Genomic DNA, 25,845 nt, shown 5'->3' with positions numbered 1-25,845 from the left:
TTGGCTATCGGGTGTTTTTTTCTAAACCCAAAATCAAATGAAATTTTCAACTCGAATTCAATACCTACTTTTCTTTGGGGTCGTTGGAGGCTTCTTTCTTTCTTGTGATTCTGAAGATAAGGACAACCCTAGCGGATCAAATCCCAGCAACCCAGTTGCTACTATTCCCATACCGGAACAAGGATATGTTTCTCCCACTTCCTATGATGGTATGACATTAGTTTGGGAAGATGATTTCGAAGGCAATAGCCTGGATATCGCCAATTGGTCACATGAAACTGGCAGAGGAGACAATGGGTGGGGCAATAATGAACTTCAATATTACCGATCTCAAAATACCTCAGTAGAAAGAGGTCACTTAATTATTACTGCGAAAGAAGAAGCTTTTGGCGGTAGTCAATACACTTCTTCACGTATCGTATCCATGAATAAGAAACAATTCCGATACGGAAGAGTGGATATTCGTGCTGTGATGCCAAGAGGACAAGGCCTATGGCCTGCACTTTGGATGCTTGGATCTAATTTTTCAGAAGTGGGTTGGCCTGCCTGCGGAGAAATTGATATCATGGAGATGGTAGGCGGCCAAGGCAGAGAAAACACGGTGCACGGTACCGTTCACTGGCAAAATGATGGTTCACATGCTGAATTTGGAGGTTCTTATAAGCTACAATCTGGGACACTTGCAGATCAATTCCATGTTTTTTCAATTGAATGGACTGCTAATCGAATTACTTGGTATATCGACAATAACAAGTATCATGAAATAGATACGACACCTGCCCAACTCGATGAATTCAGAAGAAGCTTTTTCTTTATTATGAATGTGGCAGTGGGTGGAAATTGGCCAGGGTCTCCGGATAATTCAACTGTATTCCCTCAACATATGATTGTGGATTACATACGAGTCTTTCAATTTGACTAATAAAAAAAAGCCCTCTCGGGCTTTTTTTTATTATCTCTCTTTCAGCCAATCTAGAATAAGCTGATTTACAATATCTGGTTTTTCTATACAGCTACTATGTCCTGCCCCAGGAATTCGATGAAGAATTGACCCAGCAATACCCATCTGAATGAATTTTGCCTTTTCCGGTTTGGTAGCCACATCTTCATCCCCCACAACAATCATAGTTGGACAAGTGATTGATGATAACTCGTCCTCCACTCCATTTCTATAAATCACCCCTTCCACAGGACCAGTAATTGATTTTTTGTTGGACATCAATTCTTTCTTCCAATGCTTTACTTCCTCTCTATTTGATTTATTAGAAAGCCAGGACTCTGCAAACATGATCGGCATTACTTTATTTGCAACTGGAGGTATAATCCCAAACCATTTTACAATCCCATTGAGAGTCTTGTATTTGGGTAAATTTTCGACCGGTTCTGCATTGGCGGAAGTTTCAAGCAAAATCAAACTTTTGATCAAATCCGGTCTTCTAGAAGCCAATCTCAAACCAACAAAACCACCCATGGAAAGCCCTACAAAATGAACCTTTCCAAGTTTTAAATTTTCTATCAAGGCTGCTGCATCTTCAGCAACAGTTTCCATATCAAAAGGCTCTTTTACCTCACTTTGGCCTTGGCCACGATGGTCGTATGCAATGACTCGATACTTTTTAGATAACTCCTCGATTTGAGCGGCAAACATTTTATGGCTCCAAAGAAGTCCGTGTGAAAAAACCACCGTTTCTTCCCCTTCTCCTTTATCTAGATAAAAAAGCTTTACGCCATTAGCTTCGATTTGCGGCATATCTTACTTGTTTTAATATTGAATTACCAATCAAGTCCCGGCTGGGTCAAGCGAGCATTTTCACGGGCTTTGTGCTGATCCACAATCTCCTTTACATCCTGAAGAAGCTTTTTAGAATCATACACGACTCCATCCTTCACGGTGTATTTAACGCCACCTACTCGAACGGGTTGATTATTTTCATCCACTCGAATTGCTCCCGTACCATAGAGCACCTTTAGGTTTTGCAAAGGATTTTCTTCTACGATCACAAAATCGGCCAATTTCCCAACTTCAACCGTTCCAATTTCCTTTTCCATTCCCAAAGCCTCCGCCCCATACATGGTCGCGGATCGAATCACTTCCAGAGGATGAAAACCTGCCTCTCGGAGCAATTCCAATTCTCGGATATAGGCAAATCCATACAGTTGATAGATAAATCCGGAATCCGAACCTGTAGTCACCCGACCACCTCGATTTTTATATTCATTAATAAAGGTCATCCACAAGCGGTAGTTTTCTTTCCACTGTAGCTCCTCCTCAGTAGTCCAATCAAACCAGTAGGAACCGTGGGATTGTCTACTTGGTGAATAAAATCTCCAAAGTGAAGGCAAAGTGTAGGTCTCATGCCATTCTGCACGTCGTGCACGCATCAAGTCCCGATTCGCCTCATAAATATTAAAGGTCGGATCAAGGGTGAAATCAAGCTCTAGCAATTCATTCATCACCTTATTCCAATGATCAGAATAAGGAGGAGCAGCCTGTTTCCAAAGTTTACCAGCTTCAGCAAATCGATGCTGTTCATTTTGATAATTGTAATCCAATCTAAAATCCTGAATCGTACGATCTTGAAACAAAGCTTCTGGCAAGCCATACCAATGCTCCATAGAAGTTAGGCCAGCTCTTGCAGAATTTAACACATTCCAGCGAGCTACATCCAATTGCTGATGGTGCATCGCAGATCGAAGTCCAATTCTCTTATTCTCGGAAATAGCCGCCTGCATTACCTCTGGGTTAGCCCCAAAAAACTTAATTCCATCCGCACCTTTTGCCTTATTCTGATTGACCCAGGCTTTTGCCTGTTCTGCCGTAACAATAGGCTCTTCAGACCCCTGCCCAAAAGCAGTGTAGGCTAAAATACGCGGAGCAGTGATTTGATTTGCAGCTGATCTTTTCTTTTCATTGAGAACCCAATCCAAACCATTCCCAGCAGATGGATCCCGAATGGTGGTTACTCCATGCGCCATCCAAAGCTTATAAACATATTCGGCTGGTGTTCCCTGACCTGTACCTCCAATATGTGCATGCATATCAATGAATCCAGGCAATAAATAATGCCCTTCTAGGTCAATTTCTCTCGTATTTTCATCCGCCTCTGGTCTTCTTCCTTCTCGAATTGGTAATCCTGGATATCCAACGACTTGAATTTGAGCAATTCGATTTTTCTCCACCACAATATCTACCGGACCAATTGGAGGTGCTCCAGTCCCATCAATCAAGGTTACTCCTCGCAGGATTAATTTTTCATAAGGCCCATCGCCTTCCTCCCGATCTGGAGCTGGCATTATTTGACCAAAAGCTTGAAAAGCAAACATTGCCACAAGCAAGCTGAGTAGGAAATTCTTCTTTAGCATAGGGTTGGTGGATGATATGAGTCAATAAGTTAGAAGAAAAAGACACAGGAAAAAATCCCTTCGGGATAACCGGAAACAAAAAAGTCCGGATAATTACCCGGACTTTAAAATTGAATTGATTTCTTGATTAGAGGTCTTTGAATTGATCCATGATCTCTTCGGAAATACCTGTGAAGGAATATCCTCCGTCATGGAAAAGGTTTTGCATAGTCACCATTCTTGTCATATCGGAGAACATTGTCACGATATAATCTGCGCATGCTTCTGCTGAAGCATTTCCAAGCGGTGAAAGTTTCTCAGCAAAATTGAAGAAGGAATCAAAACCTCCAATTCCTGTTCCTGCAGTAGTCTTGGTTGGAGACTGGGAAATAGTATTTACACGAACTTTTTTCAGTTTTCCGAATCTATATCCATATCCTCTCGCGATACTTTCCAATAAAGCTTTAGCGTCAGCCATATCTGTATAGAAAGGATAAACACGCTGCGCTGCAATATAGGAAAGACCAATAATAGAAGCCCATTCGTTCATAATATCCATTTTCTCCGCCACATGCATCATCTTATGGAAAGAAATAGCAGATACATCATAAGATTTCATAGCCCAATCATAGTTGAGATCGCCATAGGAACGCCCCTTTCGGATATTCGGAGACATTCCGATGGAGTGAAGCAGAAAATCAAAATTCCCACCTAGGAATTCTTTTGCTTCCGCATATAGCTTTTCAATGTCCTCCACGACTGTAGCGTCTGCAGGAATCACGATCGTGTTACACTCTTCTGCAAGTTCTTTGATAGCACCCATTCTCATGGCGATAGGCGCATTGGTTAGGACAAAACGCCCTCCTTGTTCCTTTACTTTTAGAGCGGTTTTCCACGCGATGGAGTTCTCATCCAAAGCACCGGTAATGATACCGACTTTACCTTTTAGCAAGTTTTCTGGCATATGACTATTGGGTTGATTTCAAAAATTTGATCAAAAATAGACAAAATTCGGGAGTTCTTCTCTCAATTGGCGAGAAGCTCCTTAGCACTTTCCACTGCCGAACCGGAAGGCTGGGCTCCAGCAATCATTTTTGCCAACTCTAGAACCCGTTCATTCTCATCCAGCAATTTGATTTTGGATACGGTTTTTGCAGCTGAATTGTCTTTGTAAACGAAGTAATGCAAATCGCCTTTAGCGGCAACTTGGGGCAAATGGGTAATGCAAATGATTTGGTGATTTTGGGCAATATCCTTCATCATACGAACCATCTGCAAGGCAACTTCTCCAGAAATCCCCGTATCAATTTCATCAAAAATGAGGGTGGGCAAGGCCATTTTGTCCGCCATCAAATGCTTAATTGCAAAAAGCAAACGTGAAAATTCTCCTCCTGAAGCTACTTTCTTCAAAGGCTGTAGCTGAGAACCTTTATTTGCGGAAAATAGCATTTCGATTTGATCCAAGCCTGAAATACTCGAATTGATGGATTGATGCTCAAACTTGATCTTGGCATTTTCCATTCCCAACCGATGAAGCAAAGATTCCATCGATTTTTCGAAGGAGGAAAAACAGGATTTTCGCTTGGCAGTCAAAGCTTCTCCTGATTTAATCATCAACTTTTCTGCCTGATGGAATTCTTTTTCAGCTTTCTCGAGTGATTCATCGAGGTTTTGAAACTCAAAAACCCGGTCGGCCAAGTCTTTTTCAATTGCGATAAGTTCTTCCACCGTCAGAACTCCATGCTTCTTTTGGAGTTGGTAAATCTTACTTAACCGCTCCCGCGTCTCTTCCAATTTCTCAAAATCTACCTCCACATTGAGATCTTCTTCTTCCAAGGTGGCAACCAAATCTTTCAATTCGATCAAAGCGGAATGAAAACGCTCTTTGATTTCCCAAAACTTATGAGCCAGTCGTTCTAAGTTTTGTAATTGCTGCTGAATCTGCCCCAATCCTTGCAAAACCCCGAATTGATCATCCTGAAAAAGACCTACAACTTCATGGATCTTGGACTTGATCTCTTCGGCATTTTCGAGAATCTCTTGATTGGATTCCAATTCCTCTTGCTCCCCTTCCATTAAAGAGAGTGAGCTAAGTTCTTCCAGTTGAAATTGATTGAAATCAGCTTCCTTTTGGAGTTCAATTGCTTTTTTCTTCAAGTCTTCCCATCGCTCCTTGGCCTGTCGATAGGCCTTGAATTTTTCTTTGTATTCGGAGAGTTCGGAATATGCTCCAGAAAAAGCATCTACTAAACTTAGTTGATATGATCCTTCCCCTAGCAATAAGGTGTCATGTTGAGAATGCACATCCATAAGCTTGGAACCCAATTCCTTCAAAACCTCCAGTAACACAGGTGAATCATTGACAAAGGATCTGGATTTTCCGGAAGGACTTATTTCTCGGCGAATGATGCAAGGCTCTTCATAATCCAACTCATGCTCTTCAAAAAAATCCTTCAATCCATATTCCCCGATTTCAAACCAGCCTTCAATAACGCATTTGCGATCTTCGTGGAGCAGGACCTTAGTATCTGCCCTTTTTCCTAAAAGTAAGCCAACAGCCCCCAGCATAATGGACTTTCCAGCTCCAGTCTCTCCTGTCACCATATTCAAACCGGATCCCGGCTGCATATGCAGATCATCGATTAAGGCATAATTGGAAATACTGAGGGTTTTGAGCATGAATTATGGTTTTGCACAAAGCTAAAAAATCCCCTTTAGCTTTTCAGCAGCTCATTGTACTTTCTGGCATTATTGGGATCTACTTCAAGCAATAATTCTACGACTTCGGTGCGAATCTCCATAGGAGCATTCTTAAAAATCTTACTGATTTCATCTCCTTTTGCATCCATAAATGCAATGGTAAAAATCCCATTCGGTTGAGCCTTATTAGCTTCTGCTACCAATCGGATTGCTTCCAGCATATTTTGGTAGGCTTTTTCGGAATCGATCTGAAGAATATCCAAACCTTGACGATGATAGAGATAATAAGCATCCCGAATAGAAGAATAAACCGAGGAAGAATAAATGTCATTAATCAACCAAAAACGATTTCTCCGGTCGGAATTACTCTGCCCCCATCCTGCTCTCCCCGATTGCTGAGCATTATTCACGATATCGTTCGCAACCGCAAAAAATGAGTTACCTCCACGGCTCTCAAAACTATCATAGTCTAAGCCTATAGCGATATTGGCATAAAATGCCAGCAAAGAGGAAATATTATTTAAAAAAGTAAAACGGTTGAATTCAATAGGCTGGGATTCAATGAATTCAAAATTCCAGTTTCGGTCTGCAAAATTCAAAAGCAAGGTTTCATAATTGGTGCCATAAACAGGACGGACCGTTTGCACCTGAACCGTAGCGGAAAAAGACCCAACGGTCGTCGCTTCATTTATGGTAATCAGCAAGTTGCCTTTGATTCGCTCTTCAGGCCGAAATTCATTAGAAGTCCAGGAACGCCCATTTAAAAACTGCTCGAAAGAAGTTTTCATCTGGTTGAAAATATCGGTGTTCTGTAGATTAGAACGCTCGCTATTGATAATGACAGTAAAATTCAACTCCTGAGCGAAGGAGCTGATGCTAGAGCTTAAAAAGAGAAAAAGAATAGCTGCGATTTTCTTCATGAAATACAAGTAAAGAAAAAATCAAACGAGAGTCCAACTTGATTCCTTTTTGATTTGATCCAAAATCATTCCCGCAATTTCTTTTTTCGGAGCAACATCCGATTCTACTACTTCTCCAGACTTAGAAAAAATACTCACGCGATTGGTATCTAAACGAAAACCAGCCCCTTTTTCTTTCATGGAATTCAGAACGATCAAATCAAAATTTTTACGATTCAACTTATCAACCGCATGCTCTTTTTCATTCTCGGTTTCAAGAGCAAATCCAACATGAATTTGGTTTGGCTTTTTCTGCTTACCCAATTCCTGGGCAATGTCTACATTCTTTTTGAGGTGAATTTCAAGAGAATTCCCCTGCTTTTTGATTTTTTCTGGCGCCACTTCTGCAGGCGCATAATCAGCAACAGCAGCTGCAAAAACCATTACATCCATTTTTGAATGAATGTCGTTTGCGGCAAGGTACATTTCCTGAGCGCTGTGTACATCTACCCAATGAAAATTTTCCTTAGCTACCGGAATGGAAATAGGCCCAGAAACCACCCAAACCTCTGCTCCCCTTTCTAAAAAAGCTTCCGCAAGTGCATAGCCCATTTTTCCACTGGAATGATTGGAAATAAAGCGAACCGGGTCGATAGCTTCCTGAGTAGGCCCAATAGTCAACCCAACTTTTTTTCCCTTAAAGTCCTGACCTGATTCGAAAAAACGTTTGATCTCTTCAACGATATTTTCTGGCTCCATCATTCTTCCCTGACCGGAAAGTCCAGAAGCGAGTTCTCCGCTTTCGGCATCCAGAAGTCGATTTCCAAAGGATTGTAGCGTTTCAATATTTTTTCGGACGGCAGGGTGCTGATACATATCCAAATCCATGGCTGGAGCAAACCAGACTGGACAACGTGCGGAAAGATAGGTAGCGAGTAAAAGGTTATCACAATGGCCATTTGCCATCTTCGCCAAAGTATTGGCAGATAAAGGCGCAAAAATCATCAGATCAGCCCAAAGACCCAATTCGACATGATTGTTCCAAACGCCGGTTTCATCTTTTTGAAATTGATGTAAAGCGGGTCGCTTGGAAAGAGTAGCCAAAGTCAAAGGACTTATAAAATCAAGAGCAGAGGCACTTAGGATGACCTGTACCTCTGCTCCTTCTTTAATTAATAATCTTGTTAGGAAAGCGGACTTATAGGCAGCAATGCTACCTGTGACTCCTAAAATAATCCGCTTACCTGAAAGCTTCATTATTCTGCTTCCTCTTCTGGATATCGGTAATATACTTTACCTTCCATAAACTCCTCCATAGCCAAAGAAGTTGGTTTTGGCATTCTTTCGTAAAACTTGGAAATTTCGATTTGCTCTTTATTCTCAAATACCTCTTCCAAATTATCTACGGTAGAAGCAAACTCGGAAAGCTTGTTGTTCAGCTCTTCTTTCAAATTATTTGAGATTTGCTTGGCACGCTGACCTACGATATGAATTGACTCGTAGATGTTTTCGGTAGGTTCAGAAACCTTGTCCAAATCGCGTGTGATGATGGATGGATTAACTGCCATATAGATTATTGTTTGTTTTCGTTTGTTTGACTAGTAGCTGGAGTAGAAAGTTTATTTTTTTCAGCTTCCTCTCGCTCAGCAATATCTTTCTTAAGTTTCAAATGCTCCTCAAGCTCTTCTCGCGCTTCGGCTTCATAGTTTTTCACCTCTGCTGTAAACTTGCTATCCGGATATCTTCTATAGAAATTCAGAGCATAAGTAAACACATCATTTAGACGTTCTTCCTTTTTAGAAAAAACACTGTTTACCGCATAGCCTGTACTCACTTCTACCAACTTATACGCTAACTCTTCATTGTATTCACTTTCTGGAAAATCCTTAGCGAAATTCTGAAAGTTGACGATACATGCTCTGTAGAAATCTCCCGGGAACAAACCATCTTTCAGTCTGTAATACATTTGAGACTCCTCGTAAGCTTTACGCTCAAAACGAGTTTCAAGGTCTTCCAACATCTCCAAAGCTCGCTCATAAGAATCTGAACCTGGATATCGTGTCACAAATTGCTGAATAGCTGCAACCGCTTCTTGACTACTTTGCTGATCCAGATTGAAATCTGGAGAGTCCAAATACAAAGAATAGGCATGCATGAACAATGCTTCTTCTGCCAAAGGACTTCTATTGTAAGTACGGTAAAAATTATTGAAATACCCTGCAGACTCGATGTATCGCTTTGTCTTAAAATGACAATACGCATAATTGTAATCTGCTAGTTCAGCCTTTTCACTACCTCGGATAATCGGAAGGACCTTATCATAAAGAATGATGGCCTTATTGTATTCTCCTTCTTGGTAATACTTGTTTGCACCCTCATATAGCTCTTCCCAATTGGTACTCTTTTCCAACTTGGCAAAAGGACCACAGGAATAAAGAAGGGAAGCGAATGTAAGTATGAAAAGGGAAATTCGACGCATGCTCATTTTCAAGACCGCAAATATACGGGATAATTGTTGGTATTCAAACGAATAGGAAACTGGGAGATTACTTCTTTACAACGAGTTTTTTTGTCACAATATTCTTATTGTCAACAAAAAGGGTGTAAAAATAAACCCCTGGATGAAAGTCAGAAACATTGATCACCAAGGTATTTTGATCAGGATCTAATTCAAACTCAGCCACGGGATTACCAATGAAACTATTGATTGTAATTTTCGCATTAGCTTGAGGCTGTTTTAGGACATAATCCAATTGCGCAATTCGATTACTTGGGTTAGGATAAACATCGCTAATTCGTATCGCGTCGTAATCGGATTCATCAGCTTTTGCTTCAGGGTTGATCACGTTGTATTGTGCTTCGACCACAAAAGATTCCCGGATATTTTTTTCATTGACAAAAACCAAATCAAATCCTCCTCTAGTTTCAGTGATACCTAACGAGAATTCCAAATACAAATCTGTCACTATTTCACCTGGCTCTAGACTAACTTTGATTTTCGCCAAATCACGCTTTGCATCAAAGCAGTTTTCCCCGATACAGATTTTCATATCCTGGGAAGAACCGATATTTCCATTAATGTTTTTCAAAAAGTAGGTTTTTGGAGAATCACCTTCATTTTGAAGAATGATGGTTTTCCGCTGAGATGCTCCGATTGCTCCGTCAAATTCTAGACTTTCACTCAACACACGAACCTCCTGTGCTTCAACCATCACAGGAAGAAGCACAATGAATGCCCATGTAAAAAATTTGAGGAAATTATTCATGTAGAAGTTCTGTCAATAAGCCTACGTATAGATGTTTCTGAATAGAAATATACACAACAAATCTACGCGGTAGGTAATGTCGGGACGAAAAATTCGGGTTAATTGTTGTTAACCTCTTTAAAATTTTTTGAGATTTTATTCGTTGGGGGAATTTTGGTTTTTCTGGAGCGGGACCAAAGTCCTTTTTTTTGCATTTACCTTCCATTTTTCGAGCGACTTCTGCATTTCCTCCTCGGTCGGCATGCGGATTTCCACATTTGGAACATCAAATAAATTTTTTGCATCCGGGTCGATCTCTACAATGGATCGCCAAGCAAAAATCTTCTCCATATCGGGTTTTTCTTCTTCTCTCCAAGTAAAACCTTCCAGTTTGCCCCCATCTTCTCCAATGTCTTGAACGGGTATAAATTTCCCCTCTGGCTTCACCCCATAATTGACTTTGACCAATTGCCCATCTTCAAAGCCCATTTGAATAGTTGCCGACAAGGTTTTATTGACTCCCTGAACCAAAGTATCCCCTTCTAGAGCATAATAAAGAGACTCCCCATTTCCATCGATATTCAAACGATCCAATTGCCCTTCTCTAAAATACCCCGTCATAGAGCGACCCTTCATTTGGTTGAAATTCAACAAGGTATCAGACATCACGGCAAAGGCATTGTTTTTCACATATAGCTCCCGTATCTGCTCATTCTGAATGAAAAAGGTCATCGAATCTGCCGTGATTTGGCTTTTTTGATTCCATATTACAGGGTCTTTAAAAAGCCGTATTGTCGAATCAGCATAGTTATAGCTCAGGGAATCCGCTATTCCCGACAAGTCTGATTTGACTAGTTGAATCGAAGAAAAAGCTAATAGGTATTTGAGGGAATCCGTTTCATTATCTTGGGAAATCAAGGTATCAGCCGTCAGATACAAGGTGTCCATCTCGAAGTATCTTCTCACCAATGCATTTCCGTGAACCAAGCTATACCCTCTTTCTTCCCAATACTGACCTTGATCACCAAAGATTTCAACTTCACGCTCCTTGTTCAAAACCCGGACATCATCTTTCCCTTCATAATAGGCTTCATTTTCTCGGTAGATTAGTTCACCTGCCTTCACCCGGCTAGTTTCCGTCTCAACCACCCCATCAAAGAATCGAAAACTTTTTGCTTGGGTATCATAGAAACTTCCTTTTTCCGCATCGAGTGTGTTTCCATCCTTCGATACCAAATTTGTTAAGCCTTTGGTCTCAGCAGTTTTGGGAATGGTTAGGTACACCAAGTAATTGGTCTTCATGGTATAATCCGGGTTGACCAAAACGACATTATCAGTAAAAGTTATTCGCTCCAAATTCACCTCATAACGACCTCGCTCACTGGTCAATACGTTGGTAGAATCAACTACTCTCCCACCGTTGAAATAGGTAGCAATATTTCCCGCTCGATCATAATTAAGATAGTCTGTGTAGACCGTGGTTTCCATATTGGAAAAGACCACATTCGATCGAAGCTTGGCCAGTTTGGTATTTCCATCATATTCGGCAAAAGCACTGCGGGTAGTAACCGAATCTTGCTCATCCTGAATGAATACCCGACCGAACAACTCAGCCCGATTTTCCATTCTAAAAAAATGCGCAGAGTCACAAGAAATCAACGTGCTTTGATTTTTCATTCGGACCGATCCAATCAGTCGCTCAAAACCCTCAGCACCCTTCAAAGAATCAGCCTGGAGAATATCCAAGGTATTTCCCTGAGAATTAGCTCCTCTCGTTTGTCCATAAAGCGTATGAACAGACCAAATGCTCAGAAGGAAGAATAGAAAAAACCGAAGCGTGGATTTCATAAAGAGACTCAAGTGGGCAAAATTAGTAGAAAAAGCTATTTTTGGTTAATGTTAACAGCTTTTCAGGAGCATATACGCCAAAAGGCACTTTTGGATCCATCGAAGACCTATTTATTGGCTTGCAGTGGTGGAGTGGACAGCATGGTTTTAGGCTTTCTCTTAATGAAGTCTGAAATACCCATTGAACTAGCACATGTCAATTTTGGACTTCGGGGAGAGGATAGCAATCAAGACGAACTTTTTGTCATCCAATGGGCAGAACAATACGGTATCACTCTTCATCTTCACCACCCAAAAACTCAGGAACATGCAGAGGAAAAAAAGCTCTCTATCCAAATGGCGGCAAGGGAAATCAGATATTCTTGGTTTGAATCCCTGAAACAGGAAAGAAATTTGGAAGGAATTGTCCTCGCACATCATCAGGATGATCAATTGGAAACCATCTTTTTGAATCTTCTACGAGGAACCGGTCTGGATGGTATTCAAGGAATGGCAGACAAAAAATCCGGATTAATCAGACCCCTTTTACCTTTTTCGAAAGCTGAAATCGAGGCTTTTGCAAAAGAAAACGGGATTGCCTGGAGAGAAGACAAATCCAATCAAAAGACTGATTACAAGCGAAATAAACTCCGATTAGAAGCCTTGCCTGGATTGTATGCAGTATCAGATGATGCCAGGCAAAATCTGCTTGGAAGCTTTGCCAGAATGCATGATGCAGGAAAAGCTTTACATGGCTTAGTCCAAGATTGGTTGGGGAAATACCTGAAAACCGACAAGGACACTCAAACTCTCCCATTTCATGCGTTTAACCACCATTCGGGAGCAAATACGCTCATATTCTATTGGCTTCGAGGCTTTGGTTTTAATTCTGATCAATGTGAAGCCATCGTATCATCTGCGAAATCCGGCGAGTCCGGAAAGCAGTTTTTCAGTGCAAGCCATCAATTAAATGTGGATCGGGAAGAATTATTACTAGCTCCTCAGGTTGAAAACTTCCAATCTATTTTTATCCAAGAGCAGGACATCGAAATTACTTTACCTGAGGGAACTTACGAATTGATCAAAAAACCAATCGGAGACAAGCTGGATTCATCCCGTGAAAATGCCATGCTCGATCTGGAAAAATTGAATTTTCCATTTGAAATACGAACATGGCAATTAGGAGACCGATTTATTCCCCTTGGCATGAATCATCCAAAAAAAGTTTCGGACTTTTTGATAGATTTGAAATTACCTCGCATTCACAAAGAGCGGGTTAAAGTACTGATTTCCGATGGGCAAATTGCTTGGGTAATTGGGCACCGTATTGCCGAATGGGCCAAGTGTGATGGATCTACCCGAACAATTCTCCATTTCAAAATGAAAAACTGATGAGAAACCCTTTTACCAAGACTTATACCGAAGCTGAACTGCAGACATTTGATTTTTTAAGATTGATCAAATTTTTTGAAAAGCTTAAAAACAAAGAAATGGAGCGGTTTTTACCCGCTATGCATTTTCGAAAGTATACCAAAGATGAAGTGGTGTTTTTCAGCAAAGATCCCAGTCAAGCGCTTTATCTAATCAAAAAAGGACAAGTTCACCTGACCATAGATGTTAAGGACAATTTTGAAACTATTCTAGAAGTCAATAAGGGTCAAGCCTTTGGAGAAAACGCTTTTCTACAAAACAGTAAAAGAATCTACACCGCCATCATCACCTCAGATGAAGCGGACTTGATTGTCATTCCTCATTTCGCAATTCAGGAAATCTTCGATAGCAACCCCAAAATCAAGGCGAAAATCATGACTGCTTTGGCTGAATTTTACAATGAAAACAACCAGCGACTGTTCCGCTCCTATCGGGAATCATTCGGGTTTTTCAGCCTTCGACAGATGTTTGAGTAAAAATTTACACGATTCTTAGCCCCTTTATTTTTCCGCTTAACAAAGTATTCCCTTTCGGGTTTCTAATCCTGTCATTGTTAATTAACTTAGCGTCGCTTTTTACGCAATTATCATTTATAAAATCCATAAAATCATGAGCAAAGTAACCGTAGTTGGGGCTGGAAACGTCGGGGCAACCTGTGCTGACGTTTTGGCCTATCGCGAAATCGCGGAAGAGATTGTTTTGGTAGATATCAAAGAAGGTGTAGCCGAAGGAAAGGCACTAGATATCTGGCAAAAGGCTCCCATCAATCAATATGATTCCCGAACTGTGGGAAGCACAAACGATTATTCAAAGACTGCCAATTCTGATGTAGTGGTGATCACTTCTGGCTTGCCAAGAAAACCTGGAATGACCCGGGATGACTTGATCGAAACCAATGCGGGAATCGTTAAGTCCGTAACTGAAAATGTGATCAAATATTCTCCAAATGCTATCATCATCGTCGTTTCCAACCCACTTGACGTGATGACTTATCAGGCACATTTGACTTCCAAGCTTCCTCGTACCAAAGTAATGGGTATGGCGGGTATTTTGGATACTGCTAGATACAGAGCATTTTTGGCGGAAGAATTGAACGTTTCTGGAAAAGAAATTCAAGCCATCCTAATGGGTGGACATGGAGACACCATGGTTCCGCTTCCTAGATACACTACTGTGGCTGGCATTCCTGTAACTGAATTGATCGAAAAAGATAAGTTGGATGCTATCATCGAAAGAACCAAGTTTGGCGGTGGCGAACTTGTGAAGTTGATGGGAACATCTGCTTGGTATGCACCAGGTTCTGCAGCAGCTCAAATGGTGGAAGCTATCTTGAAAAATCAGCGTCGCGTATTCCCGGTTTGTATCAAATTGGATGGAGAATATGGAATCGATGATTGCTACCTAGGCGTACCAGTTATCTTGGGTAAAAACGGTATCGAGAAAGTAATCGAACTCGATTTGAATGAGGAAGAAAAAGCTCTTCTCGAGGTCTCTAGAGGACACGTAAAAGAGGTAATGAGCGTATTGGATAAATTGTCCAATTAATCACCTCCTTTTCATACAGACCCGGGATATGGCTTGACCAAGTCAAATTCCGGGTCTGATTTTTGTATTTAACCATAAAAAAATCCAGCACGGTGAACATCGGAAAAAGCGCACTCATCCTCGCCATCATCTTGGTTACTGCCGCTACAGGATACTGGTTATATTCTAAGTATTCTTCCGAACCCCGACTCCAAAACCGCCAATTAATCAGTGACAATGCGGTTTTTATTTTTGAAACCGAACAAGCTGACCAAAGCTGGAACACCTTAGTCAATCATTCTTTGTGGGAAAAAATCAGCATTTTCCCTGCTTTTGAAGAAATCGCAGAAAATCTCTCACAATTAGACAGCCTCACAGGATATCAAGGGCAAATTTCTAGGCTTCTTAATGGAAATCTTTTAAGCATTTCTTACCATCCCATCGGAACTGAGAACTTCGAATTGCTTTACATTTTGCAACAAGAAAAATCTGAATTTGAGAATCTTCTAGCCTCTCTACGCAACCAAATTCCTGCTGATATAAAAATTACAGACCGAAACTATACAGACATTGAAATATTAGAAGTTGTCAAAGGTACTGATGAACGACTCTACAGTTTTGCCCACTTAGGGGGGCTACTAGTATTTTCAGAGTCTTCTTTTTTGGTGGAGGAAGCAATCCGAATGTATGAGGCTCCACAAAGCATTTCAAGCTCTTGGGAAGATTTTACAATCACCCAAGAAAAAGGTAGCCTGGGAAGGCTTTGGCTTAGCGGAAAAAGCATAGCACATTTGATAAAAGGTACTTCCAAAGACCGAGAAAGCATTCAGATCAAATCACTCGAAAATCTGGATGCCCAGGCTGCTTACGATTTAATTTTAGACTCGAACCAAATTCGACTAGAAGGAGAAATTTCACTCTTCGATCAGGTTACTTTCACTCCTTCTTTGCAAGCCAATTGGAGTGAAATTCAGGAAGGCATTTCCGCGAGAGCATTATCAATTACCCAATACAACCTACCTGGGATTTTTGAGATTCAAGAATTGACAAATCGTGGCTTCACTCCAAAATCAACGATTCAAGGGGAAGTCCAGCGAAATCTTATTGACCAAGGATTTTTGGATGGCTTAAGCGGCGAATTATATTTCCAAGAGTTAGAGCCCAATTCCGATGGAAGCAAAAACCTCATCCTTGTCTCCAGAATTGTCAATGATAACGCTCCAATTAGTATTCTGAGAAGCTACTTGGAACAGGAGAATCCTACCTACTCTGATTTTTACCGGGATGCGGAAATATTTTTTGTAGGAACCGAGGAGTTACCGGCATATTTATTCTCTGGCAAATTTCAGGGATTCCCCCAAACCTTCATTACAAAACGGGGCAACCTCTTATTCTTCGCCAATTCTCAATCGGCAATGAAAATGTTGATTGATGATTTGGAAGGTGGGTTCACTTGGGGCTATTCAAGATTTCCTGAAAATCTAAAAACTGTCATTAGTCCAAGTGCTGGTTTTTCTCAAACTTATCGATTGAAAGAAATTTGGAACAGCTGGACCGACCAGGCTAATTCATCTTGGAGCTCTTTCTTTCAGCGGTATCGGCCGTCTTTTACATCTTTTGATTACCTGACTTTGCGAATCAATCAGGTTGGTAATCAAAAAAAGAGCAGCATCCTAGTTCCTTTCGATGATTCCGCCCCGGCCCCAGTAGAGGCTCAAGCATCGGTAAGCCTTGCTTCCCAAAAGCAAATTGAATTTGAAAGCCCATTGATTTGGGGTCCACAATCCATTATCAATTATCAAGACGGCACTGAAGATATCATCGTTCAGGATGAAAATCATACCTTCCACCTCCTAAATTCTGATGGTACTTTGGTTTACAGCGTGCCACTTTCCGGAAAAATTCTAGGAGATGCTTTTCAGGTAGATTATTATAAAAACGACAAACTCCAAGTCTTACTTGCGACTGCTGACAAAGTCTATGGAATCGATCGTTTAGGAAATCCACTAACGGGTTACCCTTTCAATTTTGATCAAAAACTAACCCATCTACAGTTAGTAGATTATGACAATAACCGAGAGTATCGCTATTTCTTGGCTACTGCTGAAGGGGATTTATTCTTGCTGGATAAAACTGGGACTAGACTGGACGGATGGAACCCCAATTCAATCGGATATCCAAGTTTCCAAAATCCTAACCATTTCCGCGTTCCTGGAAAAGGAGATTACATGGGCACTCTTTCAAAGAGTGGGAAATTACATTTATTCAATCGAAGAGGCGAAGCCCAAGAAGGTTCACCTTTTGATTTGAGTGGAGAGTTCAATTCAGGTTTATTCTTTGGTAGAATGAACGCTTCCAATCAATATGGATTGACCGGGGTAACTCAAGATGGACAAGTAATTCAGGTGAATTTTGATGGAGAAGTGATCAATCGAAATCAACTCATCAAAGATGATCGGGACAGTGAGTTCTTCTTGATCCCAGATCAACGAAATCAATCCTTCCTGATCGTTTCCAAAACCTACAACCAATTGAAAGCATTCAATTCCAAAGAAGAGGAATTGTTCAATCTACGGGTATCCGAGGGGAACTTGATTTACCAATATTTTGATTTTGGTGGAGATCGTCAGATTTTTGTAGTGGTAGATCCAGAGCAAAACTTTGCTTTCCTTTATGATCTAAGTGGAAATCTGCTTACTAATTTACCATTGGATAGTTCTGGCTCGATTCAGATTAGCTATGACCAGCGAAATAATCAATACCTGATTAGAACGATTACCGGAAACCGTTTGGTTTCTTACTTGCTATCCGCTTAAGCAATTTCAGAACTCCTGTTAAAAAGAAAACTATTTCGAAAATGAAGCTTCGAAAATTCATACTCAGCCTATCTTTTTTATTCCTGATTTCTCTTCAGTTACATGCCCAACTGATTCGAGATAACGCAGCCTCCATTTCTGATTCCAATCGAGCTAATCTCAGCACCCCCTATCATACTACGCTGACTTTCTTTCACAATTTGGAGGATAATAATTTCTTTCCTGAAAAAGCTGCCTCCACATTAAACTTAAACGGTATTGATGAGGCAGACGGAACTAGATTAAGTATCAAACTCAAGCAGGTGTTTGAAGGTCAGGGAATCATCATTCGAGCCAGTCAAATTCCAAGACTCGCCAATTATCAGGATACGACAGGCCTTATAAATGAGGACATCTACTATTTCGACAAGGATAAATTACCCGGAGTTTTCCTTGAAAAAAGAGGTTCAGAGTGGAAATTCTCTGCTTTCACAGTAAGCCAAATTGATGAACTACATAAGAAAACCTATCCTTATGGCACAGATAGACTGCTAAACTTGCTTCCAAAAATTGGAAATGATAGATACTTAGGGCTCCATTCCTGGCAGCTTTTCGGTTTGTTTTTTATTATTCTCTTAGTGTTTGTCAGCCACTTTTTACTGACCTTTTTGGTAGATCGGGTATTGGTCTATTTCTTCCGAAAATTCAATTATCAGCAAATAGGAGAAAACTACCTTCTTCCCGTTGCCAAAGTAGTCAGCTACTTTATTATTGCTCAAATCTTGTCCATCCTTCTTCCGGTTCTACAGCTACCTGTAGAAATTTGGTCTTGGATGGTGGTGATTTTGAGAACCTTGAAGCCACTTTTACTAACCTTGATCTTCTACAAGTTGGTCAATGTGCTGGCCGTGTATTTCGCAAGACTGGCAACCAAAACAGAATCAACCTTAGATGATCAATTAGTCCCCCTCCTTCGGAAAACCCTGAAGGCATTTGTGATCATCATTGGTACCCTGTTTATCCTGAGAGATGGCTTAAATCTGGATATTATTCCATTCCTGACAGGACTTTCTATTGGTGGTGTGGCAATAGCCTTGGCAGCTCAGGATACCATCAAGAATTTCTTTGGGTCCATTATGATCTTCATCGATAAGCCTTTTCAAGTTGGAGATTGGATTACTTCTGGAGAGATTGACGGAACAGTGGAAGAGGTAGGATTCCGGTCAACGCGAATTCGAACCTTCCGAAATTCTGTCATGTATGTACCAAATGGAAAAATTGCAGATGCGATTCTGGACAATCACGGCCTCAGAAAGTATCGTCGCTTTTACTCTACCTTGACTGTTACTTACGACACTCCTCCACAGCTAATTGATGAGTTCGTGAAAGGATTAAAAGAAATTGTACTTGCGCATCCCGATACCCGAAAAGACTACTTCAACATCTATTTCAATAATCTTTCGGCTTACAGTCAGGATGTGATGTTTTACATTTTCTTTGAGGTTCCAACCTGGCCGGAAGAATTGCGAGCTAGGCATGAAATACTCATTCAGATAGTGAAATTGGCTAATTCATTGGGAGTTCGCTTTGCTTTCCCTACACAAACCTTACACATGGAAAGCTTCCCTGAGAAAAAAGGATTGGTGCCAGTATATCCTAGCGATAACGCAGATTACCAAAGAAAGCTGAGCGATTTCTTATCCAAAGAGCTCGGAAAAAAGGACTGATTTCTTAAACAGAATCAGTCCTTTTTCACCCAAAAACTTGCTTTATTTCTCACTACTTCACCTTGAGGAGATTTGGAGATGACCTCCACCTCAAAGGGGACAGGAAGGTTTGGAATTTTCACATTAAGACTATTCGAATCAGGCATTTCGGACTTTTCATCTGCCGACCAAAATAGAATAGATCGAAAATCCTCTGAATCTTCCGGACTTGCTGAAATTGGCTGAAGTAATTCCACCGGAACTTGAATTCCTGGAGTTTGTGTGAAGAATGCATTAGTAGGCAAAGGGAAACCGCCCACATTACTTTGATAGGAAGAAAAGCTCATCACCCCTTCAAACTCCCGATCATTTAGGTAAAATAACCTTGACAATACCTCCAGCTTTTCAAAACTCTTAGGATTGAATGATGCAAGCTGATCCGAATCGAAAACCGGCATTCCATCTACCAACATCAAAGGATTGCCTGAAAAGACACCCCCGTTTTCATTGACTGATCGAAATTCCTTCAGGCCTTTTCGGGTACGTAATGATATCATGGGGACATATTCCTTGATGACAGTTTCCACAGATTCGAAACGCGTATAATCATCCAACATGAAAGTGCGATCAGCCACAAATCCAGTTACCACTGGCACAGGCTCTTGAGCGTAATTTTCAATGAAAAATGTCTGCACCCCACTACTGATCAGCAACTCCTGAAGATAAGGTTGATCTTTTGGGCTAATCACTAATTCAGGAAATTTAAACCCAGGTTTAAAACTTGTCTGAACTGCAGGAGAGCGAAACTCAAAATCCAAAAGACTTCCATTCTGATCTGCTTGGGCAATCATAAAATCCCAATGTTTCAATCCCCCAATATCAAAATATAAATTCCCCTCGGAATCAGGACGGTCGGTGTAAAGAGCAGACTCCCTACCATGGACCGATAGAAAATATACCTTCGTGGTATCAACCGTCCTTGGATCTACCTGCGCTGCGACTATATGTCCAAAAAGCTCAGGAAGTAATTTTCCCCCAACCTCACCTTCATAGATTTTAGAGGATGAAATCAAGCCTTGATCTTCCAAATAAGGATTCTTTACTCGAATCTTGACTTCAGAAACATTAGAAAGTGATCCCCAAGAAACTGATAGCTCTTCTCCGTCAAGGAGGCTTTGCTTGGAAAGACTAACGCTTGAATTTGTCTCTATCGGACTTTCGAAAGCACTTGGTAATTCAGCTTTTACCTGTGGTGGTTTATTAGGATTAAAGATGGTCACAAACTGCTGTTGAAGACCATTTTCCATATCCAAAATAGGGCTAATCCGAGTATAAACCCGAAGCAAATAATTATCAGAAGGAATATCAGTGGGTATTTCAAGAAAATGAAAAACATTTCCTTTTTCCAAAAGCAACTTAGCCAAATGTACCGATTGGTTTTCCCGATTTAAGAGCTCTGCATACAGTACATGGGAAGACGTCGGAGAGTTTTTCTGAAGTACCTGGGCTTGAATCCAAATCTTTTCACCCGTAAAGAATATAGTCTTAGGAATGGAATAGGAAACAGATTCAGCAACCACATCTTGTCCAAATGAATGTTTTGGAAAGAGTATCAAAACAGACAAGATTCCACAAACGAGCCAAATAAATTTAAACTTTGACATGCTTAATCCTCCCAAAAATCAGGTTTGACATTGGTTCCTCTTCGGGTACAATCCACACAGGAAGCCCGGGCATAGCGATAGCCAATCGGCTCAAATCCATTTTCCAGAAATACAGGCGTGGTCGGAAGATTTCCTCCTGCACGGAAATATTGATCATAATTCGCCACTAAAACCGTATCCGGCTCAGTCACACAACCGAAATAATCCTCCACAACAGGTCGCCATGGAGCTACCTCCTGATTATCAATAAACATTCGTTTTTGGCGAACCACTCCTAAACTTACCTGACCAATAACCGGTGCATCGGGATTTTGATCTTGCCGGATATTTCCTCCGATCAAGGATGGAAGTGGACTAAAAATGGACCCTAAATCATCCGTATTTTTCTTCAAAATCTCCCAAAACTCGGAATCTTCCTTGCTAATCGCTTTTTGCGAAATCAAAATGCTATATCGGACTGAAAGGCGCTCATCTCCTTCATTTATTTGACGAATTGCCTGACGAAACACAAATTGATCCTGAAAGCGGGAAGAAGTTTCTAGCAACAAATCCGAATTTCTTCGACTCATATAACAGATATCTATTCGCTCATCAGCTGCTCGGGGAATAATTTGTTCGGTCTCAGGAACATATTTCACCAAGGAGGTAAATGGAGGCCGAAAAGCCCAAGTCTCCTCATAGGTCCAAAGGAAATCATCCGCATTTTCATCTCCCTGAGTAGTCAAAAATATTTCTACCCCATTTTCATTTTCCTCATAGCCTACATCAATAATATCCGGCGTAATCAAAGGCTGAAGTTCCTCGGAAGTATAGCTCGTTCCATCCCAAAGGAAAATATGCAAGCGATAGGTATCTGATTCTGAAATATCATGCTGGAATTGATAAACTCCTTCTCCCAAATCGGTAAAAGGAAAACGTTCTCCACCCACACTTTCCAAATAAATATCTGCACCCAAGACCAATGAATTTGGTAGGCTTTGACCTTGGATAGGTTGAGTGTAGCTCAAAGTAAGCTGGCTTGGAGTCCCTTCTGAATCTAAATAACCTTCCACAACCAACACATTCAAATCTACCGGATCGATCTCAGGCTCAAAGGGCTCCCTACAGGAAACCAATAAGCCGATAATTCCTAAACCGAAAAATAATATCTGTCTCATCAGAATTTGAAATTATAGGTAATGAATGGAATTGGTCTTGCAAAAATGGATAACTGATAGCCACGTAATTGTCCATCTACTGGAGCATAATAAACCGAGTAAGGGTTACTTCTTCCCAACACATTATATACACCCACGGACCAAGAGGAGTGTGCCAGCTTTCGAACTTTATGATTTCCTTCCAAATTCACGGAAAGGTCCAATCGGAAATAGTCCAGAATCCGATATGCATTTCTATCAGAGAAATATACCCGTTCTGATCCCGCATACTCAAATTTGGCGATAGGCAGAGTCACAGGCCGACCCGTACTGTAATTTCCATTAAGAGAAACATTGACTCGCTTGCTCAATTCATAATTTGCAACCAAGGTAGCATGATGAGGTTGATCAAAATTGCTAGGATAAAATTCCCCATCGTTGATTTTTTCAATACTTGGCTCATCGGAGGTTCGCAACAAAGAGCGAGAATAGGTATAGGCCAAAGAGCCTGTTAATGCTCCGGTGGATTTCTTCAGCAACAATTCCAATCCATAAGCCTTGCCCTCAGTATTCAGGACATCCTGCTCGATGTTTTCATTCAGAATAATGCTCGCTCCTGAACGGTAATCCAGAAGGTTATTCATGTAACGATAGTACACCTCTGCTGAAAACTCCAGGGTATTCAAGGCCATATTTCGATAATAGCCAACCGATGCCTGCCCTCCATTCTGTGGCCTAATGTAGCGATCACTCAGCTTCCAGGAGTCAGTTGGGGCAATCGCGGAGGTATTCGACAAAAGATGGATGTTTTGGCGCATAGTATTGAAGCCCATCTTTACCGAGGATTGATTATCTAGGGTAAAGCGAGCAGAAACTCTGAATTCAGGCCCATGATATGTTTGGACTGACTCTCCCGGCCCAAAGGTCTCTTCACCAATTACATTGCTATCTGTGATAGGGGCATCTGGTACGTATTGATTGACCGTCAAAGGACCCAAAAGCTGATAAAACATATATCGCCCGCCAAAACTTACTGAAAGCTGCTCGCTGATCGTCCATTCATCGCCGAAATAGACAGAAATTTCCCTAGCCTTTTCATCCTCCAAGTCCTCAGGAATCACAATGGATTCTGGCCCATATGGACTATTAGTTCCTGGATTTAACTCATACTGAATTCCATGGATTCCGAACTTATAAATATGATTCTCTCCTTTTCGGTATTCGAAATCCCCTCTTAAGTGCAATTGGCTGACATCAAATTGAAATTGATAGGCATTGAGCGGATTGTCTGCTCCTATGATGCCGAATTGGTAATTATCCGAACCAACTGTAAACTTCCCCTCTAATTGCTCATTAAAAAAGTGTCTCCAAGTAGCCGCCAAGTTCAAATTTTCATAGGAATAAGTCGTGTCTAGGTCAAAAGCAAAATCGTCCTTGGATAGGTATGAAGTGATTTCCAATTGATTCTTTTCATTGAATTCATGGCGGATATTGGCATTCAGATCATAAAAAGAAGCACTGGAACCTTCCAAAGCAGCTTCATCATCAAGTAAATCCAAAGCCCAATTGGAATAGGTGGTGCGACCACCAATGATAAAGGTCGTCTTCTCCCCAATCGGTCCTTCCAAACTTAATCGTCCTGTCATGATTCCTATTCCTCCGCTTCCACCGATTTTATCTGACCTGCCAAATTTCGGCTCAACCTGAAGAACGGAAGATAGCCTTCCTCCATAATTCACTGGGACGGAGCCTTTGTACAATTCCACTCCCGATACCATATCCGGATTGAAAGCAGAAAAGAACCCAAAAACATGGGATGGGTTGAAAATGGTGGATTGATTATAGAGTATCAAATTCTGGTCTGCAGCTCCTCCACGCACATTAAATCCCACACTAGCTTCCCCTACCGTATTCACTCCCGGCATCGTCAACACCCCTTTCAAAATATCAACTTCTCCCAAAACAGCAGGCAGTTTTCGCACATCGGCAATGCTAATGGACTGCACACCCAAGTCCAGTTTATTAATATTATTGAGTGCCCCGGAACTCACCACGATTTCATCCAGAGAAAGGAAGCTTTCCTGCACTTCCATATCTAGCACGCCATCGCCAAATAGTTCGATTTGACGTTGCTCCTGATAGCCTCCCGGGTTCTGAATAAAAATTGTATGTCGTCCTATTGGTAATTCCAGCTTATAATTCCCATCCGTATCAGTGATGGTTTTATTGTAATCCACCTTTTCGAAAATGACCGTTCCCAGCATGGGCTCCCCATTATCGATATTGGTTACTTTTCCACTGAGAATGGCAGTTTTTCTCGATGGATCTTCCTTATCCCTTCCGATTTCGAAGCGCATATTTTTGGCAAATGCTCCCAATTCAGTTCCTCTGCTTGCAGCAGCGTTTCCATCTGAAAGAGCTTTTGGCTCAAAGTAATCTCTGGTAAAATTCACCGTCAGCTTTTCTCCTCTGGTAATAAATACGCGATGATCTGCAGCAATGGAAAATTTGAATTCGGTATCGGAAAAGAGGGTTTCCAACAAGTCTTTTAATTCGCTGTCATTTGCCTGGATATTCACCGAAAAACCTGACAGATCCTGCTTGGAATAAATGAATCGGTAATCACTTTCAGACTCGATTCTTTCTACAAATCGCTCAAAGGATATTCCGGCAAAAAACCCGGAGAATTTCTGAGAGGTCTGAGCTAAAAGGTCAGGTACTCCCCATCCCAAAAGCAGCAAAAGAAAAATTAAAAATCGGATGTACTTCATAAGGAATCAGAGGGGGAATTCGGAGCAAGTTCCAATAAAGCAATTAAGAATTTCCGGCGGTTTTGATTATAATAGATGCCCTTTCGAGTGAGATTTTCCCTGACCGCCTTCTTTTCAATTTGAAGTTGCTTGATCGCATCTTTCTTTTTCTTAATCGGAAAAAACTGATCATTCTTCACCAGAAAAAAATCCTCATACTCTAAATAATAACCCACATATTCGCCCAATTCACGGGCGGGTTTATCTACTTTGTAATGCTTGGAAACCAACCAATAAGATCCCTCAGCAATAATTTCATAAAACCCATTTTTATCGTAGAGATAATCTTCATTTCCATTTAACCTCTTGAATTCACTTCCATTTGACAATACAAAACCATCAACCTTAGCAGGATTAATGAGTAATTTTTGTGAAAACAGTGGGTGAAACGTGATCACCTGATCAAAACGGATATCATACAGTAATGGCACTTCGGGATAAAACACCCGATTGATGGTCAGGCCTCCTTTTTCAAAAGAACGGGTCTCCAAATAGGGAAAGCCATCATAATTCCGAGGTGGCTCCGGATACTGGGCTCCAGTAATCAATTCCTGAAAAAAAGGCAGCTCCTCTTGGTATTTTTCAAGATTCGCTAGGTTCTTATTGACGGTCTGGGACCAAGCCGAAACCGCTAGTAGGGCGCACAAACCCCAAGCAAAAATAATTTTCCGCATGGATGAAATTACGATAGATTCCAATCGAAGATGTTTATTTTTAAAAATATCTTTAAATGGTTTCCCTTTACGATGGAAGGGAAAAAAATGCT

Annotated in this window: 20 protein-coding genes; 6 read left to right on the top strand and 14 right to left on the bottom strand. The window is 41.0% G+C overall.

Going from position 1 to position 25,845, the window contains the following annotated elements; translation table 11 throughout:
* Nucleotides 1-37 precede the first annotated feature (37 nt).
* Nucleotides 38-922 carry a glycoside hydrolase family 16 protein gene (locus NY014_RS14240; protein ID WP_259415223.1) on the top strand — a complete coding sequence of 295 codons (885 nt, stop codon included), beginning with the start codon at nucleotides 38-40 and terminating at the stop codon, nucleotides 920-922.
* 30 nt (nucleotides 923-952) lie between these two features.
* Here the strand turns inward: NY014_RS14240 and NY014_RS14235 are convergent, their stop codons facing one another.
* From NY014_RS14235 to NY014_RS14190, 10 genes are all read right to left on the bottom strand, one after another.
* On the bottom strand, nucleotides 953-1,750 hold the full coding sequence (locus NY014_RS14235) for an alpha/beta fold hydrolase (RefSeq protein ID WP_259415222.1): 798 nt from the start codon (nucleotides 1,748-1,750) through the stop codon (nucleotides 953-955).
* 23 nt (nucleotides 1,751-1,773) lie between these two features.
* Entirely contained in the window at nucleotides 1,774-3,363 is a 1,590-nt protein-coding gene (locus tag NY014_RS14230; RefSeq protein ID WP_435520640.1) for an amidohydrolase family protein, read from the bottom strand.
* 127 nt (nucleotides 3,364-3,490) lie between these two features.
* The gene (locus NY014_RS14225) at nucleotides 3,491-4,306 is read right to left on the bottom strand and encodes an enoyl-ACP reductase FabI (RefSeq protein ID WP_259415221.1); all 816 of its coding nucleotides are present in this window, start codon (nucleotides 4,304-4,306) and stop codon (nucleotides 3,491-3,493) included.
* Nucleotides 4,307-4,368: 62 nt separating this feature from the next.
* Nucleotides 4,369-6,021 carry a DNA repair protein RecN gene (gene recN, locus NY014_RS14220; protein WP_259415220.1) on the bottom strand — a complete coding sequence of 551 codons (1,653 nt, stop codon included), beginning with the start codon at nucleotides 6,019-6,021 and terminating at the stop codon, nucleotides 4,369-4,371.
* A 35-nt stretch (nucleotides 6,022-6,056) separates the two neighbouring features.
* Entirely contained in the window at nucleotides 6,057-6,962 is a 906-nt protein-coding gene (gene porD / locus NY014_RS14215) for a type IX secretion system protein PorD (RefSeq protein WP_259415219.1), read from the bottom strand.
* 21 nt (nucleotides 6,963-6,983) lie between these two features.
* A complete protein-coding gene (gene coaBC / locus NY014_RS14210) occupies nucleotides 6,984-8,198 on the bottom strand; it encodes a bifunctional phosphopantothenoylcysteine decarboxylase/phosphopantothenate--cysteine ligase CoaBC (RefSeq protein ID WP_259415218.1) in 1,215 nt (404 codons plus the stop codon).
* Nucleotides 8,198-8,509: a DNA-directed RNA polymerase subunit omega gene (locus tag NY014_RS14205; protein WP_259415217.1), complete on the bottom strand. Its 312-nt coding sequence runs from the start codon at nucleotides 8,507-8,509 to the stop codon at nucleotides 8,198-8,200. Before NY014_RS14205 ends, coaBC begins: the two co-directional genes overlap by 1 nt.
* A gap of 5 nt (nucleotides 8,510-8,514) precedes the next feature.
* The gene (locus NY014_RS14200; RefSeq protein WP_259415216.1) at nucleotides 8,515-9,420 is read right to left on the bottom strand and encodes an outer membrane protein assembly factor BamD; all 906 of its coding nucleotides are present in this window, start codon (nucleotides 9,418-9,420) and stop codon (nucleotides 8,515-8,517) included.
* Nucleotides 9,421-9,487: 67 nt separating this feature from the next.
* Nucleotides 9,488-10,207, bottom strand: a complete 720-nt coding sequence (locus NY014_RS14195; RefSeq protein ID WP_259415215.1) for a T9SS type A sorting domain-containing protein — start codon at nucleotides 10,205-10,207, stop codon at nucleotides 9,488-9,490.
* 135 nt (nucleotides 10,208-10,342) lie between these two features.
* On the bottom strand, nucleotides 10,343-12,034 hold the full coding sequence (locus tag NY014_RS14190; protein ID WP_259415214.1) for an OstA-like protein: 1,692 nt from the start codon (nucleotides 12,032-12,034) through the stop codon (nucleotides 10,343-10,345).
* 48 nt (nucleotides 12,035-12,082) lie between these two features.
* Here NY014_RS14190 and tilS point away from each other — a divergent pair, with 48 nt between their 5' ends.
* The 5 genes from tilS to NY014_RS14165 all read left to right on the top strand — a co-directional run bounded on the left by tilS (nucleotide 12,083) and on the right by NY014_RS14165 (nucleotide 19,490).
* Nucleotides 12,083-13,405 (top strand): tRNA lysidine(34) synthetase TilS, encoded by a 1,323-nt coding sequence (gene tilS / locus NY014_RS14185; RefSeq protein ID WP_259415213.1) that lies wholly within the window; start codon nucleotides 12,083-12,085, stop codon nucleotides 13,403-13,405.
* The gene (locus tag NY014_RS14180) at nucleotides 13,405-13,920 is read left to right on the top strand and encodes a Crp/Fnr family transcriptional regulator (protein WP_135075375.1); all 516 of its coding nucleotides are present in this window, start codon (nucleotides 13,405-13,407) and stop codon (nucleotides 13,918-13,920) included. The genes tilS and NY014_RS14180 overlap by 1 nt, the downstream gene beginning before the upstream one ends.
* Nucleotides 13,921-14,053: 133 nt before the next feature.
* Entirely contained in the window at nucleotides 14,054-14,989 is a 936-nt protein-coding gene (gene mdh, locus NY014_RS14175) for a malate dehydrogenase (RefSeq protein ID WP_135075378.1), read from the top strand.
* A gap of 92 nt (nucleotides 14,990-15,081) precedes the next feature.
* On the top strand, nucleotides 15,082-17,784 hold the full coding sequence (locus NY014_RS14170; protein ID WP_259415212.1) for a hypothetical protein: 2,703 nt from the start codon (nucleotides 15,082-15,084) through the stop codon (nucleotides 17,782-17,784).
* A 41-nt stretch (nucleotides 17,785-17,825) separates the two neighbouring features.
* Nucleotides 17,826-19,490 (top strand): mechanosensitive ion channel family protein, encoded by a 1,665-nt coding sequence (locus NY014_RS14165; RefSeq protein ID WP_259415211.1) that lies wholly within the window; start codon nucleotides 17,826-17,828, stop codon nucleotides 19,488-19,490.
* Nucleotides 19,491-19,504: 14 nt separating this feature from the next.
* Here the strand turns inward: NY014_RS14165 and NY014_RS14160 are convergent, their stop codons facing one another.
* The 4 genes from NY014_RS14160 to NY014_RS14145 are packed head-to-tail and all read right to left on the bottom strand — an operon-like array spanning nucleotide 19,505 to nucleotide 25,753.
* Nucleotides 19,505-21,133 (bottom strand): hypothetical protein, encoded by a 1,629-nt coding sequence (locus tag NY014_RS14160; RefSeq protein ID WP_259415210.1) that lies wholly within the window; start codon nucleotides 21,131-21,133, stop codon nucleotides 19,505-19,507.
* A gap of 2 nt (nucleotides 21,134-21,135) precedes the next feature.
* Nucleotides 21,136-22,290 carry a DUF4249 domain-containing protein gene (locus NY014_RS14155; RefSeq protein ID WP_259415209.1) on the bottom strand — a complete coding sequence of 385 codons (1,155 nt, stop codon included), beginning with the start codon at nucleotides 22,288-22,290 and terminating at the stop codon, nucleotides 21,136-21,138.
* Entirely contained in the window at nucleotides 22,290-25,040 is a 2,751-nt protein-coding gene (locus tag NY014_RS14150) for a TonB-dependent receptor (RefSeq protein ID WP_259415208.1), read from the bottom strand. Before NY014_RS14150 ends, NY014_RS14155 begins: the two co-directional genes overlap by 1 nt.
* A complete protein-coding gene (locus NY014_RS14145) occupies nucleotides 25,037-25,753 on the bottom strand; it encodes a hypothetical protein (protein ID WP_259415207.1) in 717 nt (238 codons plus the stop codon). The genes NY014_RS14150 and NY014_RS14145 overlap by 4 nt, the downstream gene beginning before the upstream one ends.
* Nucleotides 25,754-25,845 lie beyond the last annotated feature (92 nt).

It is taken from the genome of Algoriphagus limi (genome assembly GCF_024919275.1).
GTDB classification, from domain to species: Bacteria; Bacteroidota; Bacteroidia; order Cytophagales; family Cyclobacteriaceae; genus Algoriphagus; species Algoriphagus limi.
The sequence above is the reverse complement of the archived record's forward strand: the minus strand, read 5'-3'. Positions and strand labels throughout refer to the sequence as shown.

Excerpts from the sequence above, each read along its gene's own strand:
- NY014_RS14240 (WP_259415223.1), top strand. The coding sequence starts at position 38 with ATGAAATTTTCAACTCGAATTCAATACCTACTTTTCTTTGGGGTCGTT.
- NY014_RS14235 (WP_259415222.1), bottom strand. The coding sequence starts at position 1,750 with ATGCCGCAAATCGAAGCTAATGGCGTAAAGCTTTTTTATCTAGATAAA.
- NY014_RS14230 (WP_435520640.1), bottom strand. The coding sequence starts at position 3,363 with ATGCTAAAGAAGAATTTCCTACTCAGCTTGCTTGTGGCAATGTTTGCT.
- NY014_RS14225 (WP_259415221.1), bottom strand. The coding sequence starts at position 4,306 with ATGCCAGAAAACTTGCTAAAAGGTAAAGTCGGTATCATTACCGGTGCT.
- recN (WP_259415220.1), bottom strand. The coding sequence starts at position 6,021 with ATGCTCAAAACCCTCAGTATTTCCAATTATGCCTTAATCGATGATCTG.
- porD (WP_259415219.1), bottom strand. The coding sequence starts at position 6,962 with ATGAAGAAAATCGCAGCTATTCTTTTTCTCTTTTTAAGCTCTAGCATC.
- coaBC (WP_259415218.1), bottom strand. The coding sequence starts at position 8,198 with ATGAAGCTTTCAGGTAAGCGGATTATTTTAGGAGTCACAGGTAGCATT.
- NY014_RS14205 (WP_259415217.1), bottom strand. The coding sequence starts at position 8,509 with ATGGCAGTTAATCCATCCATCATCACACGCGATTTGGACAAGGTTTCT.
- NY014_RS14200 (WP_259415216.1), bottom strand. The coding sequence starts at position 9,420 with ATGCGTCGAATTTCCCTTTTCATACTTACATTCGCTTCCCTTCTTTAT.
- NY014_RS14195 (WP_259415215.1), bottom strand. The coding sequence starts at position 10,207 with ATGAATAATTTCCTCAAATTTTTTACATGGGCATTCATTGTGCTTCTT.
- NY014_RS14190 (WP_259415214.1), bottom strand. The coding sequence starts at position 12,034 with ATGAAATCCACGCTTCGGTTTTTTCTATTCTTCCTTCTGAGCATTTGG.
- tilS (WP_259415213.1), top strand. The coding sequence starts at position 12,083 with ATGTTAACAGCTTTTCAGGAGCATATACGCCAAAAGGCACTTTTGGAT.
- NY014_RS14180 (WP_135075375.1), top strand. The coding sequence starts at position 13,405 with ATGAGAAACCCTTTTACCAAGACTTATACCGAAGCTGAACTGCAGACA.
- mdh (WP_135075378.1), top strand. The coding sequence starts at position 14,054 with ATGAGCAAAGTAACCGTAGTTGGGGCTGGAAACGTCGGGGCAACCTGT.
- NY014_RS14165 (WP_259415211.1), top strand. The coding sequence starts at position 17,826 with ATGAAGCTTCGAAAATTCATACTCAGCCTATCTTTTTTATTCCTGATT.
- NY014_RS14160 (WP_259415210.1), bottom strand. The coding sequence starts at position 21,133 with ATGTCAAAGTTTAAATTTATTTGGCTCGTTTGTGGAATCTTGTCTGTT.
- NY014_RS14155 (WP_259415209.1), bottom strand. The coding sequence starts at position 22,290 with ATGAGACAGATATTATTTTTCGGTTTAGGAATTATCGGCTTATTGGTT.
- NY014_RS14150 (WP_259415208.1), bottom strand. The coding sequence starts at position 25,040 with ATGAAGTACATCCGATTTTTAATTTTTCTTTTGCTGCTTTTGGGATGG.
- NY014_RS14145 (WP_259415207.1), bottom strand. The coding sequence starts at position 25,753 with ATGCGGAAAATTATTTTTGCTTGGGGTTTGTGCGCCCTACTAGCGGTT.